The sequence below is a fragment of the Stenotrophomonas cyclobalanopsidis genome (assembly GCF_008710035.1).
GTDB classification, from domain to species: Bacteria; Pseudomonadota; Gammaproteobacteria; order Xanthomonadales; family Xanthomonadaceae; genus Stenotrophomonas; species Stenotrophomonas cyclobalanopsidis.
The window spans coordinates 82,561-97,646 of the sequence record NZ_VYKI01000016.1; the positions used below are offsets into that span (position 1 = coordinate 82,561).

19 protein-coding genes are annotated in these 15,086 nt (G+C 68.5%); 10 read left to right on the forward strand and 9 right to left on the reverse strand.

Features of this window, described 5'->3' with window-relative positions; genetic code table 11:
- Window positions 1-96: 96 nt before the first annotated feature.
- Window positions 97-345 carry a DUF3297 family protein gene (locus FJU31_RS13140; protein ID WP_108767593.1) on the reverse strand — a complete coding sequence of 83 codons (249 nt, stop codon included), beginning with the start codon at window positions 343-345 and terminating at the stop codon, window positions 97-99.
- 89 nt (window positions 346-434) lie between these two features.
- On the opposite strand from FJU31_RS13140, the gene FJU31_RS13145 reads away from it, so the two are divergent.
- A complete protein-coding gene (locus tag FJU31_RS13145; protein WP_150455148.1) occupies window positions 435-977 on the forward strand; it encodes a DUF6630 family protein in 543 nt (180 codons plus the stop codon).
- 81 nt (window positions 978-1,058) lie between these two features.
- Here the strand turns inward: FJU31_RS13145 and FJU31_RS13150 are convergent, their stop codons facing one another.
- From FJU31_RS13150 to msrB, 5 genes are all read right to left on the reverse strand, one after another.
- Window positions 1,059-1,334 carry a DUF4031 domain-containing protein gene (locus FJU31_RS13150; protein WP_150455149.1) on the reverse strand — a complete coding sequence of 92 codons (276 nt, stop codon included), beginning with the start codon at window positions 1,332-1,334 and terminating at the stop codon, window positions 1,059-1,061.
- 13 nt (window positions 1,335-1,347) lie between these two features.
- Window positions 1,348-1,848, reverse strand: a complete 501-nt coding sequence (locus tag FJU31_RS13155; RefSeq protein WP_150455150.1) for a hypothetical protein — start codon at window positions 1,846-1,848, stop codon at window positions 1,348-1,350.
- Window positions 1,849-2,017: 169 nt separating this feature from the next.
- Window positions 2,018-2,998 carry a flagellar motor protein MotB gene (gene motB, locus FJU31_RS13160; RefSeq protein ID WP_150455151.1) on the reverse strand — a complete coding sequence of 327 codons (981 nt, stop codon included), beginning with the start codon at window positions 2,996-2,998 and terminating at the stop codon, window positions 2,018-2,020.
- Window positions 2,999-3,001: 3 nt separating this feature from the next.
- Complete coding sequence (gene motA / locus FJU31_RS13165; RefSeq protein WP_150455152.1) at window positions 3,002-3,856, reverse strand: flagellar motor stator protein MotA; 855 nt, start codon at window positions 3,854-3,856, stop codon at window positions 3,002-3,004.
- A 91-nt stretch (window positions 3,857-3,947) separates the two neighbouring features.
- On the reverse strand, window positions 3,948-4,415 hold the full coding sequence (msrB, locus tag FJU31_RS13170; protein ID WP_150455153.1) for a peptide-methionine (R)-S-oxide reductase MsrB: 468 nt from the start codon (window positions 4,413-4,415) through the stop codon (window positions 3,948-3,950).
- A gap of 136 nt (window positions 4,416-4,551) precedes the next feature.
- Here msrB and FJU31_RS13175 point away from each other — a divergent pair, with 136 nt between their 5' ends.
- Together FJU31_RS13175 and FJU31_RS13180 are read left to right on the forward strand one after the other, a co-directional pair.
- Window positions 4,552-4,941 (forward strand): classical arabinogalactan protein 4, encoded by a 390-nt coding sequence (locus FJU31_RS13175; protein ID WP_150455154.1) that lies wholly within the window; start codon window positions 4,552-4,554, stop codon window positions 4,939-4,941.
- A gap of 115 nt (window positions 4,942-5,056) precedes the next feature.
- Entirely contained in the window at window positions 5,057-5,245 is a 189-nt protein-coding gene (locus FJU31_RS13180) for a lana protein (protein ID WP_108767601.1), read from the forward strand.
- A gap of 102 nt (window positions 5,246-5,347) precedes the next feature.
- On the opposite strand, the gene FJU31_RS13185 is transcribed toward FJU31_RS13180, so the two are convergent.
- Entirely contained in the window at window positions 5,348-5,827 is a 480-nt protein-coding gene (locus tag FJU31_RS13185) for a winged helix-turn-helix transcriptional regulator (protein ID WP_108766941.1), read from the reverse strand.
- Window positions 5,828-5,976: 149 nt separating this feature from the next.
- Here FJU31_RS13185 and FJU31_RS13190 point away from each other — a divergent pair, with 149 nt between their 5' ends.
- Entirely contained in the window at window positions 5,977-7,281 is a 1,305-nt protein-coding gene (locus FJU31_RS13190) for a D-amino acid dehydrogenase (protein WP_150455155.1), read from the forward strand.
- Entirely contained in the window at window positions 7,260-8,330 is a 1,071-nt protein-coding gene (gene alr / locus FJU31_RS13195; protein WP_150455156.1) for an alanine racemase, read from the forward strand. Before FJU31_RS13190 ends, alr begins: the two co-directional genes overlap by 22 nt.
- A gap of 159 nt (window positions 8,331-8,489) precedes the next feature.
- Here alr and FJU31_RS13200 read toward each other — a convergent pair whose 3' ends face one another.
- Window positions 8,490-9,056 carry a DUF3016 domain-containing protein gene (locus tag FJU31_RS13200; protein ID WP_150455157.1) on the reverse strand — a complete coding sequence of 189 codons (567 nt, stop codon included), beginning with the start codon at window positions 9,054-9,056 and terminating at the stop codon, window positions 8,490-8,492.
- 244 nt (window positions 9,057-9,300) lie between these two features.
- Here FJU31_RS13200 and FJU31_RS13205 point away from each other — a divergent pair, with 244 nt between their 5' ends.
- Both FJU31_RS13205 and FJU31_RS13210 read left to right on the forward strand, forming a co-directional pair.
- Complete coding sequence (locus tag FJU31_RS13205) at window positions 9,301-11,289, forward strand: hybrid sensor histidine kinase/response regulator (RefSeq protein ID WP_150455158.1); 1,989 nt, start codon at window positions 9,301-9,303, stop codon at window positions 11,287-11,289.
- A 19-nt stretch (window positions 11,290-11,308) separates the two neighbouring features.
- Window positions 11,309-11,602: a DUF3247 family protein gene (locus tag FJU31_RS13210; protein WP_150455159.1), complete on the forward strand. Its 294-nt coding sequence runs from the start codon at window positions 11,309-11,311 to the stop codon at window positions 11,600-11,602.
- 126 nt (window positions 11,603-11,728) lie between these two features.
- On the opposite strand, the gene FJU31_RS13215 is transcribed toward FJU31_RS13210, so the two are convergent.
- Window positions 11,729-11,992: a hypothetical protein gene (locus tag FJU31_RS13215; protein ID WP_108767606.1), complete on the reverse strand. Its 264-nt coding sequence runs from the start codon at window positions 11,990-11,992 to the stop codon at window positions 11,729-11,731.
- A gap of 158 nt (window positions 11,993-12,150) precedes the next feature.
- On the opposite strand from FJU31_RS13215, the gene FJU31_RS13220 reads away from it, so the two are divergent.
- From FJU31_RS13220 to FJU31_RS13230, 3 genes are read left to right on the forward strand one after another with little or no spacing between them, the layout of a single operon-like run.
- Complete coding sequence (locus FJU31_RS13220) at window positions 12,151-13,215, forward strand: class I SAM-dependent methyltransferase (protein WP_150455160.1); 1,065 nt, start codon at window positions 12,151-12,153, stop codon at window positions 13,213-13,215.
- Complete coding sequence (locus FJU31_RS13225; protein ID WP_150455161.1) at window positions 13,212-13,913, forward strand: pseudouridine synthase; 702 nt, start codon at window positions 13,212-13,214, stop codon at window positions 13,911-13,913. Before FJU31_RS13220 ends, FJU31_RS13225 begins: the two co-directional genes overlap by 4 nt.
- The gene (locus FJU31_RS13230; protein WP_150455162.1) at window positions 13,910-14,593 is read left to right on the forward strand and encodes an HAD family hydrolase; all 684 of its coding nucleotides are present in this window, start codon (window positions 13,910-13,912) and stop codon (window positions 14,591-14,593) included. The genes FJU31_RS13225 and FJU31_RS13230 overlap by 4 nt, the downstream gene beginning before the upstream one ends.
- Window positions 14,594-15,086 lie beyond the last annotated feature (493 nt).

A 15,086-nucleotide genomic window follows, 5' to 3' on the forward strand; every position in this document is an offset into this window, starting at 1 on the left:
ACACCCCCCGCCCCCTCTCTTACGCGCCCCCCTTCCCCCCCCCCCCCCCCCCCCCCCCCCCCCCCCCCCTCGACTCTACCGATCCCACGGCGCGGGTTATTCCGGCTTCTGGTCCAGGAAGTACGCCTCGACCTTGCCATTGACCTTCATGGTCATCGGGTTGCCGCGGCGGTCGCGGGCCTTGCCGGCCTGGACGCGGATCCAGCCTTCGCTGATCGAGTATTCCTCGACGTTGTCGCGCTCGATGTCGTTGAAACGCACGCCAACGCCGCGCTCCAGCGCCTTGGCATCGTGGAAGGGGCTGGCCGGGTTGATCGCCAGGTGGTCGGGAGGGGTATCGCTCATCGCTTCATTCACAGTGACGGCCACCAAGGCCGGCTTCAGCGGCACAGGATAAACCGTAGAATGCCGGCCTGCCCCAAGGAGTGCCCGCCATGCCCGACAACAGCGATTATTTCGACTTCGAAGAAGACGCCCACGATTTCGACGAGGACGACTTCGAGGCGCGGGTCTGGAACCTGCTGGTCCTGATCAATCCGGGCGACGAGGAACTGGCGCTGCAGCAGTTCAACCGCTGGCGCGAGCACCTGGCCGAGAACGGGCAGCCGCTGGAAGCGGACAGCGACTGGGTGCCGGCGCTGTTCACGGCCATCGCCTGGCAGTCGGGCTTCGAGGTCGAGCGTGATGACCTGGAATCGCTGCAGTCGGCGGTGAACGAGCTGTCGGCGCGCTTCAACCTGCAGCTGGACTGGGGCGGCGACCTGGACGACGAGGATTTTGCTGCCGACCTGGACGGCGTGCAGCTGATGTCCACCGCCTTCGACCGCCTGCGCGAGCACAACTACACGCTGTGGAGCGTGGATGCGGGCAGCGACGGCTTCACCGGCTGGATGGCGCTGACCCGCGACGACGACGCACTGCTGGCGCTGTGCTCCCTGCTGAATCTGGAAGTGCGGCTGGGCAGCGACCCGTTCTGATCGGTAGCGCCGGGCCATGCCCGGCGGCCTCTCACCGCGCTGCGCGCTCGCCGGGCATGGCCCGGCGCTACCCGTACCGGCCTACGGCCGGTACTGCGCCCGTGCGTTGGCGATCACGGCTTTCACTAGCTCGCGGTCGGTATGCCGGGAAATGGCGCGTGCGCCGAGGGCGATCGCCTGCGTGCGCAGGTCCGCGTTGACATCGTAGTGAGCGCCGCTGGCCTTGTTCTGGAAGGCCCGCGGCGGAATGCCGAGCTGCGCCGCCATCGCGTGCAGCTCGGCCAGGGTGTCGGCCATCAGGTGCGCCCAGCGCTGTCCGCGCCAGGGATGCACCGCGTCATCGACGTAGACCGCCACCGCCGCGGCCGGTTCAGGCCTGCGGCTTGCCGTCGGTGTCGGCGGCGTCGGCCGGAGCGGCCTCGGCGTCGGCAGCGGCTTCAACCACGTCGCCTTCAGCGGCGTCTTCGCCTTCTTCGCCTTCTTCGGCCTGCTCGGTTTCGAACTCGGCCACCAGCTTGTCCAGGTACTCGTCAGCGGTCTGGCCGGCTTCGGCAGCCAGGGTGTCCAGCAGCTTCTGCATCAGCTCGGAATATTCAAGGTTGACCGTGCGGCCTTCCTTTTCCTGCACGTTGGACAGGTGCTTGAGCATGGCCAGCATCGGCACCGGGTTGTCGGCGTTGCCCATGGTCTGGCCACCGATGGCCAGCAGCCACTCGCGGCCCTGCAGGCCGATGGCGGCCACGGCCTGGCCGTCTTCGTTGGTCAGCACGGCGTGGTTCTGCACCTGCTGCTGGGCATTCAGGCGCAGGAACGGACGCTTGGCCTGCTGCTTCTTGCGCTTGTCGCGCTTGGCCTTGGAGTTCTGGGACATGGGGTGGGGTCACCTGGAGAGGAAAGACCGCCATTGTACTGGGTGCCGCGCTGCGCGCTCGCCGGGCATGGCCCGGCGCTACCGAAACGCCGCGCTCGCCGGGCATGGCCCGGCGCTACCGGATCGTGGCGCCCCAAGGTAGCGCCGGGCCATGCCCGGCGGAGGCCGATCAGGGGTCAGCGCCCTTTCCGGGGGAAAGGGATCCGACCCCGCCCGCGGCCTCACCCTGCGCGGCCTGCACGTCCGGGTCGGCCACGGCGGCCGACAGCCCCACCTGCGGGCCGGCGCCAGCCAGGGCGGCTTCTTCGGCGGCCTTGGTCATCACCACGATGCTGATGCGGCGGTTGATCGGATTCTGCGGGTCGGCCTTGTCGAACAGCACCGAGGAGGACAGGCCGACCACGCGGGTGATCTTGCTGTCGTCCATGCCGCCATCGACCAGCGCACGGCGCGCGGCGTTGGCGCGGTCGGCGCTCAGTTCCCAGTTGCCATAGCCACGCGCGGCCGAATAGGCGGTGATATCGGTGTGGCCGGTCAGGCTGATCCGGTTCGGCACGTGGTTCAGGTACTCGGCCAGCTCGTGCAGGATCTGCTGGGTATAGGGCTTCAGCGTGGCGCTGCCGAGGTCGAACATCGGCCGGTTCTGCTTGTCCACGATCTGGATGCGCAGGCCTTCCGGAGTCAGGTCCAGCAGCAGCTGGTCCTTGAACGGCTCCAGCGCCTGGCTCCTGCTGATCGCTTCCTGCAGCTCCTTCATCAGCGCTTCCAGCTGCTGCTTGTCGCGCTGCTGCTGGTCCACCGGCTGCGGGATCGCTTCCTGCTGGTTCTGGAAGGGGTCGTTGCTGTTGCCGCGGGACACATCGGTGGCGCCGCCCAGCTTGATCATCGAGGTGCTGGCGCCGCCGGGGCCGGCCATGCCCGGTGCGGGCGTGGGACTCTGCCCAGCCAGCGGGCTGGGGTTGCGGAAGTATTCGGAGATCGCCGCGCGCTCGGGCTTGCTGGTGCTGGCCATCAGCCACAGCACCAGGAAGAAGGCCATCATCGCGGTCACGAAGTCGGCGTAGGCCACTTTCCACGAACCGCCGTGATGGGCGGCATGGCCGCCCTTCCTGACCCGGCGGACGATGACGGTGGGCTTGTTCTCGGCCATGGCTTACTTGACCGTCTTCAGGTGCTGCTCGAAATCGGAGAACGCCGGGCGCACGTTCGACGGCAGGGTCTTGCGGGCGAATTCCAGGGCGATCTTCGGGTTGTAGCCGCGCAGGCAGGCCAGCAGGGCGGTCTTCACCGATTCGTAGATGCGGCTGTCCTGCTCGGCGCGCGCTTCCATCGCCGAGGCCATCGGGCCAATGAAACCGTAGCCCAGCAGGATGCCGAGGAAGGTACCGACCAGGGCGCCCGCCACGTGGCCACCCACTTCGACGATGTCGCCGCCGATCGAGCCCATGGTGATGACGATGCCCAGCACCGCCGCCACGATGCCGAAACCGGGCAGTCCGTCGGCCACCTTGTTCATCACCTGCGAGGGCGCCATCGCTTCGGCGTGGTGCTTTTCCAGCTCCAGTTCCAGCAGCGGCTCAAGTTCGTGCGGCTCGATGTTGCTGCCGATCATCAGGCGCAGGCAGTCGGTGATGAAGTCGATCAGGTGATGGTCGGCCTGCACCTTCGGGTAGTTGGCGAACAGGGCGCTCTCGGCCGGGCGCTCGACGTGCTCTTCCAGCGACATGAAGCCTTCGCGGCGGGCCTTGTTCAGCAGTTCATAGAGCAGGCTGAGGACGTCGATGTAGTCCTGCTGCTTGTAGCGCGGGCCCTTGAACACGCCGATGGCCGCCTGCAGCGTCTGCTTGACCGTCTTGGCCGGGGTGCCGACCAGGAACGCACCGACGGCCGCGCCGCCGATGATGACCAGTTCGTAGGGCTGCCAGAGGGCACCCAGGCGGCCGTGGGCGCCCAGGTAGCCGCCGAGGACGCTGATGATGACGACCAGGAATCCAACGATGATGAGCATGACGCGACGCAAGGAGGGGGGATATCTCCTTGTCGGCCTGACACCGGTGTTTCTGAAGAGGGAATTCTGTGAAGTCGGTCAGCGGGGGTGATCAGCCCGCCGTTCCAGCCTCTGCGCCTTCACGCTGCAGGGGATTGGGCCACGGCTCGCCGTTGCCGACGAAGGAAAGTGAGACCGAGTTCAAGCAGTGGCGCTCGAAGGTGGGCGGCGGGCCGTCCGGGAACACATGGCCCAGGTGGCTGCCGCAGCGGGCGCAGGTGATCTCGGTACGGACCATGCCGTGGCTGGTGTCGCGGATCTCGGTCACGTGCGCCGGGTCGTAGGGCGCGAAGAAGCTGGGCCAGCCGGTGCCCGAATCGAACTTGGTGCTGGAGCGGAACAGCGGCAGCGCGCACAGGCGGCAGCAGTAGACGCCCTCGCGCTTGTTGTCGAGGAACACGCCGCAGAACGGGGCCTCGGTGCCGTGCTGCAGCAGCACGCGGCGTTCCTCGCCGCTCAGGCCGGCCACCAGGGCGTCGGTCTGGGTGGCGGTGGGGGGCGTCAGGTCGAAAGCGCTCATGCCGGCTCCGTGGGGTGTGGCCTGGGGATGCCGGCAAACGTGGGGGTGGGCGGCGACCGTTGCAAGTGTGATGGCCATTCATGGCCGGCACACAGGCCCCGGCGCAAGGTGGGGGCCTCACACGATGGAGCGTGCCATGACACCGCGTCTTGCCCTGTTGTTGACCGCCCTGCTGCCGCTGGCTGCCCACGCCCAGGTGCCCACGTCTTCCAGCCCGACCGCCACGCGCAGCACGAACAGCGTGAACCCGCCCCCGGTCGCGCCGCAGGCGCCGCCGCAGCCCGCCAACCCGGCACTGCCGGTGCAGGTGCCGCGCCAGCCGGCGCAGCCGATCCGCTCGACCGGCCCGGCGCAGGTGGCACCGGCATCGACGCCGGCCACGAGGGCACCGGACAAGGTGTACGACCGCAACGGCCGCATCGTGCCGGGGATGAAGCCGGCGAGCCCGAACCGCGTGTTCGATTCGCGCACCGGCCGTTACTACGACAGCGTGCCGGCGGGTGATGGGCAGCAGATCAAGCCGTGATGTGCGCCGTGGCGGGCCTGAACCCACGAAAACGACGCCCTGCCGATTACTGTTTTTTCGCCTGCGATTAACCCCGTCGGGACCACCGTGGCCCTGCACCGGCAACCGCCGTTGCATGTCCTTCGTCCACTGGATCGCGATCATGAAAAACCAGCAGAACCGTCATCCCGGCAAGGAGCAGCAGGGCCAGAGCCGCAGCCCGCAGCAGCAACAGCAGCAGATGGATGCGCAGCAGCCGCAGAAGGGTGGCAAGCAGCAGGAGCAGCGCCAGCAGGGGTCGCAGAAGCACCCGCAGCAGCGTTGACCAACGCCAGGGGTCGGATCCTGCGCAGCGGGCTCTGACCCTCACCGACACCAGGGGTCGGATCCCGCAACGCGGGCTCTGACCCCAGCCCGGCCGACGCACTCAATCCGCGATCGGCAGCGCCCAGGTCTCCTTCACTTCTTCCATCACGATGTAGCTCTTCGATTCGCGCACGTGCGGCAGGGTCAGCAGGGTGCTGCCCAGCAGCTTGCGGTAGCTGGCCATCTCGCTGATGCGCGCCTTCAGCAGATAATCGAAATCGCCCGACACCAAGTGGCACTCCAGCACGTTGGGCAGCTTCAACGCCGCGCGGCGGAATTCTTCGAAGATGTCGCCGGACTTGTAGGCCAGGCTGATTTCCACGAACACCAGCAGGCTGGCCTTCAGTGCCGCCGGGTCGAGGTGCGCGTGGTAGCCGGTGATGACCCCTTCGCGCTCCAGCCGGCGCACGCGCTCGGTGCAGGGGGTGGTCGACAGGCCGACCCGTTCACCCAGCTCGGTGAAGGAAATACGGCCCTCGGCCTGCAGGATGCGCAGGATCTTGCGGTCGATCTTGTCCAGCTCGCGCGGGCGTGTGGCCATGGCCGTCAACCTCCAGGGGTGAATCACAGGAAAACATCCTGCCTGTGATCGCCAAATCAGGCAAATCGTCTGGGAACGGAAGAATATACTTCCCCGATTATGCTCCCGGCGTGCTCAAACGCAGGGAATCATCGGGTTGGAGAGTTCCCATGCGAGTCCTCGTTCTCGGCAGCGGCGTGATCGGCACCACCAGTGCCTGGTACCTGCGGCAGGCCGGCTTTGAAGTCACGGTCATCGACCGCCAGCCCGGCCCCGCGCTGGAGACCAGTTTTGCCAACGCCGGCCAGCTGTCGTTCGGCTACACCTCGCCGTGGGCTGCCCCGGGCGTGCCGAAGAAGGCAATCGGGTGGCTGTTCGAAAAGCATGCGCCGCTGGCGATCAAGCCGGGCATGGACCTGGCCCAGTACCGCTGGCTGTGGCAGATGCTGCGCAACTGCACCCACGAGCGCTACGCCATCAACAAGGCGCGCATGGTGCGCATGTCCGAATACAGCCGCGACTGCCTGAACGAGCTGCGCGCGCAGATCGGCATCGCGTTCGAAGGCCGCGACCTGGGCACCACCCAGCTGTTCCGCACCCAGCAGCAGCTGGACGCCTCGGCGCAGGACATCGAGATCCTGGCCCAGTACGGCGTGCCGTACGAAGTGCTGGACCGCGCCGGCATCATCCAGGCCGAACCGGCCCTGGCCCACGTCGATGGCCTGGTGGGCGCGCTGCGCCTGCCGCGTGACCAGACCGGCGACTGCCAGCTGTTCACCCGCCGCCTGGCGCAGATGGCGGCCGACGCCGGCGTCGAGTTCCGCTACGACCAGGACATCAGCGGCCTGGAGTTCGATGGCGACCGCATCACCGGCGTGCGCATCGGTGGCCGGCTGGAAACCGCCGACCGCTTCGTGGTCGCGCTGGGCAGCTATTCGCCGCAGATGGTGGCGCCGCTGGGCATGCGCCTGCCGGTGTACCCGCTGAAGGGCTATTCGCTGACCCTGCCGATCACCGACCCGGCGATGGCGCCGACCTCGACCATCCTGGACGAGAGCTACAAGGTCGCCGTGACCCGCTTCGACAACCGCATCCGCGTGGGCGGCATGGCCGAAGTGGCCGGTTTCGACCTGTCGCTGTCGCAGCGCCGCCGCGAGACCCTGGAACGGGTGGTGCGCGACCTGTATCCGAAGGGCGGCGACCTGGCCAAGGCCGATTTCTGGACCGGCCTGCGCCCGGCCACCCCGGACGGCACGCCGGTCATCGGCGCTACCCCGTTCCGCAACCTGTACCTCAACACCGGCCACGGCACCCTGGGCTGGACCATGGCCTGCGGCTCGGGCCGCTACCTGGCCGACCTGATGAGCGCGCGCCAGCCGCAGATCAGCACCGAGGGCCTGGATATCTTCCGCTACGGCCGGTACCGCCAGGCCCCGCAGCAGGAGAGCCGCGCATGCGTCCTGCCCGCGCGCTGATCGACCTGGGGGCGCTGCGCAGCAACTACCGGCTGGCCCGCGAGCTGGGCGGCGGCAAGGCGCTGGCAGTGGTCAAGGCCGATGCCTACGGCCATGGCGCCGTGCGCTGCGCACAGGCGCTGGAAGGCCAGGCCGATGGCTTTGCCGTGGCCACGATCGAGGAAGCGCTGGAACTGCGCCAGGCCGGCATCCGTGCGCCGATCCTGCTGCTGGAAGGCATCTTCGAGGCCAGCGAACTGCCGCTGGTGGCCGAGCATGACCTGTGGTTCTCGGTGGGTTCGGCCTGGCAGCTGGAGGCACTGGCCGCCTTCGACAGCCCGCGCCCGCTGACGGTGTGGCTGAAGCTGGACAGCGGCATGCACCGGCTGGGGCTGGACGTGGCTGGCTTCCGCGCCGCGCACGCACGGCTGTCGGCGCTGCCGCAGGTCGAGCGCATCGTGATGATGACCCACCTGGCGCGCGCCGATGAGCTGGACAGCGAGCGCACCCACGAACAGGCCTCGACCTTCAAGGCGGCCATCGAAGGCCTGCAGGGCGAGAGCAGCGTGTGCAACTCGCCGGCGCTGCTGGGCTGGCCGGACGTGCGTAGCGACTGGGTGCGGCCGGGCCTGATGCTGTACGGGGCCAACCCGTTGCCGGACGACACCGCGCTGACCGAGCGCCTGCGCCCGGTGATGACCATGCAGTCGAAGGTGATCGCCGAGCGCTGGATCGACGCCGGCGAACCGGTGGGGTACGGCGCACGCTTCGTGGCCAAGGCGCGTACCCGCGTGGGCGTGGTCGCGCTGGGCTATGCCGACGGCTACCCGCAGTTCGCGCCGAACGGCACCCCGGTGCTGATCGACGGCCAGCCCGGCGGGCTGATCGGCCGCGTCTCGATGGACATGTTGACCGTGGACCTGACCGCGCATGCGCAGGCGGGCATCGGCAGCGTGGTGGAACTGTGGGGCACGGCGCCGACCCTGGCCGAACTGGCCCCGCGCTGCGGTGTCAGTGCCTACCAGCTGCCGTGCGCGGTCAAGCGCGTGGCCCGGGTTTATCAGGAATGAGGTGATGCCGGCCAGCGGCCGGCACTGCCAGGATGCACGCTTCATGACCGCCGGGCATGGCCCGGCGCTACCTGGGTCTGCGGTGCGCCGGGCCATGCCCGGCGGTACCTGGATCTGGGGTGCCATCGGTAGCGCCGGGCCATGCCCGGCGGCCTTTGATCAACGCGCGGCGGTCGCCTGCGTGGTCAACTGGCGCTTCACCCAGTCATCGATCAGGCGCTTCTCGAAACGCAGCGGGTCGCTGTCGCTGCGCATGCCGATGTTGTGCAGGTAGCTGCTGTCGCTCAGCTTGGCCTCGCCTTCGTCGACGATGCGGCCGCTGGCGTCCTTCAGCGTGTACTGCAGAGTGATGCGCGGCGGGTAGATGTCGCGCATGATCCGGATGTTGTCGGCGCGCGGGCCGTGCCACGGCTCGTAGTCGCCGGCGCGCTTGATGTCCACCAGGGTCACCTCCAGGGTCTGCCCCGGCTGCAACGGCTTGGCCGCCGCGGTCCGCACGTAGCGGGCCAGCTGCTGCACCCAGTCGCCGCGCTGTGCCTCGAAGCGGTTGGTGCTGCGGCGGATCTCGGTGAAGGTGGCCGGATCGTCCCATTTCACGCTGACCGGGCCATCGGCTTGCAGCGCCCGCGGTGCCTGCGGATCGGTGACAGTGCGTGGCGCAGCGGTGGCGCTGCCCACGACCAGGGCGCCTGCCAGCAGCAGGGCGGCGCAAAGCGAGCGGTTCATGGCGGTCTCCTGCGTCCCGTGATCGGGGCGGTGTCGGTTCACAGGTCGAGTGTGATCCTGCGACCGGGTCCCAGCAATGGCCGATTGCGTCATATACGACAGCAGTTGTCGCGAATTCACGGTCGTCAAGCCTGACTGACGGCGCTTGACGCTGTGAATACGCGCTCTGGAAGATGCTGTCCCTCCACCCGGTCCGTCCTCCACGCCCTTGTCCACACTGCCGCCCCTCGCGGAGCGCCCGCCCATGAAGGCGCCGGCGCCCGAATCCGACCTGCATCACGGCGTGCTCAAGCACATCCATGCCGGCTTCTGCGTGATCCAGGTGCTGTTTGAAGGCGATCAGGCCGTGGACTACCGCTTCCTCGAGGTCAACGACGCCTTCGAGCGCCACACCGGCCTGAAAGGTGCGCAGGGCAAGCGGATGAGCGCGCTGGAGCCGCAGCACGAACGCGACTGGTTTCGCATCTATGGCGACGTGGCGCGCACCGGGCAGCCAGCGCAGTTCGAGATGGAAGCACGCGCACTCGGCCGCTCGTTCGCAGTGGACGCCGTGCGCGTGGGCGAGCCGGGCGAGGACAAGGTCGGCATCCTGTTCTTCGACGTGACCGCGCGCAAGCAGATCGAAGTGGAGCTGGGCGAGAGCGAGGCGCGTTTCAGCGCGCTGGCCGATGGCCTGCCGATGCCGGTCTGGGTGCTGGACGAGCGAGGCCATGCGCGTTTCGTCAACAGCGCCTTCAGCGAATTCTTCGGTGGCGACGAAACCCGCGTGCCGGAAGATGTCTGGCGTGGCCTGGTGCATCCGGACGACGCTTCTGTATTCGAATACGAACTGCAGGAAGCGCTGACGGTGCAGCGCTCGATGCATGCGCTGGTGCGCGCGCGGCGGGCCGACGGCCAGTGGCGCTGGCTGGAAATGAACGCACGGCCGCGCTTCTCGCGCATGGGTCGCTTCATCGGCCTGGCTGGCAGCAGCCCGGATGTGACCGAGCGCCGCGAGATTGAACTGGCGCGCGAGGAGCTGCTGCAGTCCGAGCGTGCCGCGCGCAGTGCCGCGGAAAACATGGCGCGGCTGAAGGACGAGTTCCTGGCCACGCTGTCGCACGAGCTGCGCACGCCGCTGACCACCATCCTCGGCTGGAGCGAGCTGCTGCTGCAGCGGGTGGACAACACCAGCCCGCTGTTCAAGGGCCTGAACGTGATCGCCAGCAGCGCCACGGCGCAGAAGCGCCTGATCTCGGACATGCTGGATCTGAGCAGCATGCTGCTGGGCAAGGTGCAGCTCGAAGTGGAAGTGCTGGACCTGCGCACGCACCTGGGCGAAGCCATCGGTGCCCAGGAGCTGGTGGCCGAGGGCAAGGCGCTGGATGTCAGCCTGCAGCTGCCCGACGAGCCCTGCCTGGTGCTGGGCGATGCCACGCGCCTGCAGCAGGTGTTCTGGAACCTGCTGTCCAACGCCATCAAGTTCACCCCGGCCGAAGGACGTATCGAGGCGCAGGTCCGTGCCGATGGCGGCTACTGGACGATCACCCTGCGCGACACCGGCGACGGCATCGCGCCCGAGTTCCTGCACCATCTGTTCAGCCGCTTCCGCCAAGCCGATGGAACCACTACCCGCCGCCATGGCGGCCTGGGCCTGGGTCTGGCCATCGTGCAGCAGCTGGTGGAACTGCACGGCGGCACGGTCAGCGCGGCCAGCGATGGCCATGGTCATGGCTCGACGTTCACCGTGCGCCTGCCGCAGTACCTGCCCGATGCTGATCGCCGGCCTCTGCGCGAAGTGTTCAGCGGCCCGATCCTCGATCCGACCGTGGTCGAGCCGTATCCGCTGCGCGGCCTGCATGTGCTGGCCGTGGACGACCAGCCGGAAGTGCTGGAATACCTGCGGCGCATGCTGGAAGAGCAGGGCGCCAGTGTCTCGGCGGTCAGTTCGGCCGGTGAAGCGCTGGCCCTGCTGGCCGACAGCGGCCACCTGCAGTACCAGGTAATGCTGACCGACATCGGCATGCCGGGCATGGACGGCTATGGCCTGATGCGCACACTGCGCGAGGACATGGGTGTGGCGGCGACCGACCTTCCCGCCGTAGCGGTGACCGCACTGGCCCGTGCCGATGACCGCCGCCGCGCGCTGGCCTCGGGCTTCCAGGAACACGTCGCCAAGCCGTACTCGGTGGCGCAGCTGGTCTCGGCCGTGCGCAGCGTGCAGCCGCAACGCAGCAGCGACGCTTTGCACTGAGCACCCAGGAGGTTCACCGATGTCCCGTATTGCGCCTCGCATCCACACCGATCCAGTGCAGATTGCCCGTCTGGAAGCCCTGTTGCCGCAGCTGGATGGCGAATGGCAGGTGCAGGTTACCCTGCATGACGGCCGTCGACTGCTGGGCACCGTGGCCGTGCGGCCGACGCTGCAGCAGTACCGCAATGAAGCGGGTGATGAAGGCAGCAACGGCCAGCTGCGCCTGGACGACTACGACAACCCGGCGCAACAGCACCACGTCTGGCTGGACGAGATCGCCAGTGTCAGCCGGTTGCCGCCGAAGGCGCCCTGATCCGATGTAGAGCCGAGCCCACGCTCGGCTGCCGGCTGGGCCGTTGTAGAGCCGAGCCCACGCTCGGCTGCCGGCTGGGCGGTCGCCCGAGCATGGGCTCGGGCGCTACAGGGCGCTACAGGGACGTCAATGCTCAAACACGGTCGGCGTTGCCTCGAACCGGCGCGCGTATGCACGTTCGTCGGCCACGCGCGCTACTTCGTCGTCGGCGAGGTCCGGTGCCCCATATACCGCATAGGCCACGCTGCCATCCGCACCATGGCCGACCTGGTGCAGGCGGTAGCGCGAATGCCCACCACCGGTGTCCTCGGGGTAATGCACGGGCGGATGGCTGCCTTCCAGGTCCATCTCACTGTTGTCGACCACTCCACCGACGAACAAGGCGCGCATGCAGGTTCTCCTGGGGTTTGCTGGGGGAGCCCTTACCCTGAACGCTTCGATGTTGTCGGCGCATCAACAGCCCGTTGAACTTTCGCAAAGCGGCCTCCCGGGGTCGGCCCGGCGAGGGCGGTACAATGGACGGCCCTACGCTTGAAGTACCCGCGCCGATGGCCTCCAGCAACGACGCCCCCCTGCAGACCCTGCTCCTGCCGTTCAGCAACGGCACCCTGCACTGGCCCGACGGCCCGGTCGCCTTCCTCCGTGCCCGCGATGGCTGGCCGCTGCGCGAGATCGCCGGCAACCGCGAAGTGCATTGCGAGCAGAGCTTCGCCCCGTTTGCCGAGCCGCTGCAGCAGGCCGCCGGCTGGACCGTCAGCGGCCAGATCGACGATGCCGCCGGCAAGGGCCGCTACCCGCTGGTGCTGGTGCTGCCGCCGCGCCAGCGTGAAGAAGCCCGCGCGCTGTTCGCCCGCGCCCTGGCCCTGGTGGCCGAGGGCGGCCGCATCGTCGCCTGCCAGTCCAACAACGAAGGCGCCCGCTCCGGCGAAGGCGACCTCAAGCAGCTGACCGGCCTTGGCGGCTGCCTGACCAAGAACCACTGCCGCGTGTACTGGACCGCGCCGCTGCACGGCCAGCACGATGTCGACCTGGCCAAGCGCTGGAGCGCGCTGGACGCGGTGCGTCCGATCGTCGGCGGCCGGTTCCTCAGCCGCCCGGGCGTGTTTGCCTGGGACCGCATCGACCCGGCCTCGGCGCTGCTGGCCGAGCACCTGCCCGCCGACCTGGCCGGCCGTGCCGCCGATCTCGGTGCCGGCTACGGCTACCTGTCGCGCGAGCTGCTGGAGCGCTGCCCGAAGATCACCGCGCTGGACCTGTATGAAGCCGAGCAGCGTGCGCTGGCCCTGGCCGAACTGAACCTGGCGCCGCCGCCGCGCGCGCTGCCGCTGCGCTTCCTGTGGCGCGACGTCACCGCCGGCGTCGAACCGGGCTACGACGTCATCATCAGCAACCCGCCGTTCCACACGCCGTCGCGCGCCGACCGTCCGGACATCGGCCAGCGCTTCATCGCCGTGGCCGCGCAGGCGCTGCGCCCGGGTGGCCGGCTGTACGTGGTGGCCAACCGCCACCTGCCGTACGAGTACACGCTCAACGAGAGCTTCGGCGCGGTGCGTGTCATCGCCGAGCGCGATGGCTTCAAGCTGGTCGAGGCGGTGAAGGGGAAGAGCAAGTGAAGCTGGTCAAGCTGATCGCCAACCTGGGCTACGGCAGCCGCAAGCAGGTGCAGTGGATGTTCCGCGAGGGCCGCGTGACCGATGTTGACGGCGAGGTGCTGTACGCCGATGACCAGGTGCCGCACGAGGCGATCCGCGTTGATGGCGAGCCGCTGGACCCGCCGGTGGGCCTGTCGCTGGCGCTGTACAAGCCGGCCGGCTACACCTGTTCGACCAAGGACACCGGCCGCCTGATCTACGATCTGCTGCCGCCGCGCTTCCGCGACCGCGACCCGGTGCTGTCCACCGTCGGCCGCCTGGACCGCGAGACCAGCGGCCTGCTGCTGCTGACCGACGACGGTGGCCTGCTGCACCGGATCATCTCGCCGAAGTCGAAGCTGCCCAAGGTCTACGACGTGGAACTGGCCGAAGATCTGCGCGGTGACGAAGTCGCGCAGTTCGCCAGCGGCACGCTGATGCTGGAAGCGGAGAAGACGCCCCTGCTGCCGGCTGAACTGGAAGTGCTGGGCCCGCGCAAGGCGCGCCTGGTGCTGCACGAAGGCCGCTACCATCAGGTACGTCGCATGTTCGCCGCCGTCGGCAACCACGTGCAGGCCCTGCACCGCAGCCGCGTTGGCGGGCTGGACCTGCAGGGGCTGGACGAAGGCCAATGGCGGATGCTGACCCCCACCGACCTGGACACCCTGTTCGCTCCATGACCTCCCTCGCTGCGCTGCCGTTCCTCCCGGATGCCGTCATCTTCGACATGGACGGCCTGATGATCGACAGCGAGCGGGTGTCGATCGCCTGCTGGAGCGAGGCGGCCGCCGAACTCGGGCTGCCGCTGGACGCGACGTTCTTCGTGCGCATGGTCGGCCTGGGTGACCGTGACAGCCAGGCGCTGCTGCGCGGCCAGGGCGTGTCGGACGCGATGATCGAGGCGATGGCGGCGCGCTGCCACGACCTCTACGAAGCGCGCACGCAGTCCGGTCTGCCGTTGCGGCCGGGCATCCTGGAGCTGCTGGAACTGCTGAAGGCGCACGGCATTCCGCGCGCGGTGGCGACCACCACGCGGCAGCCGCGGGCCAACCGCAAGCTGGCCGCGGCCGGCCTGCTGCCGTACTTCGATGCGGTCATCACCAGTGGCGACGTGGCCCACCCGAAGCCGGCGCCGGACATCTACCTGCTGGCCGCGCAGCGGCTGGACAAGGCACCGGAACGCTGCCTGGCGCTGGAGGATTCACCGGCCGGCACGCGTGCCGCCGTGGCGGCGGGCATGACCGTGATCCAGGTGCCGGACCTGGTGCATCCGGATGAAGAACTGCGCGCGCTGGGCCACCGCATCGTCGGCTCGCTGGTGGATGCCCACGCCCTGCTGGTGCCGCTGCTGCCGAGGTAACGGTGGGTGCCGACCACCGCCCTGGTGGGTGCCGACCGTTGGTCGGCACGCTCTACCGCTCTGGTAGGTGCCAACCTTGGTTGGCACTGAGCCGAGCATGGGCTCGGCTCTACATCCGCGCGATCACCGCGCCCGCCGGGCATGGCCCGGCGCTACCGTGGGTGCCGACCGTTGGTCGGCACGCTCTACCGCTCTGGTAGGTGCCAACCTTGGTTGGCACTGAGCCGAGCATGGGCTCGGTTCTACATCCGCGCGATCACCGCGCCCGCCGGGCATGGCCCGGCGCTACCGTGGGTGCCGACCGTTGGTCGGCACGCTCTACCGCTCTGGTAGATGCCAACCTTGGTTGGCACTGAGCCGAGCATGGGCTTGTATGTTCCTCCCGGCTCCTACGAGGTATGTAGGAGCCAGGGTGGAGGGACCGACAAGCATGGATCTGCGGATAGCGCCGACAGACGAGCCGAGCGATCCCCATCCCGCACACGAACGTCGA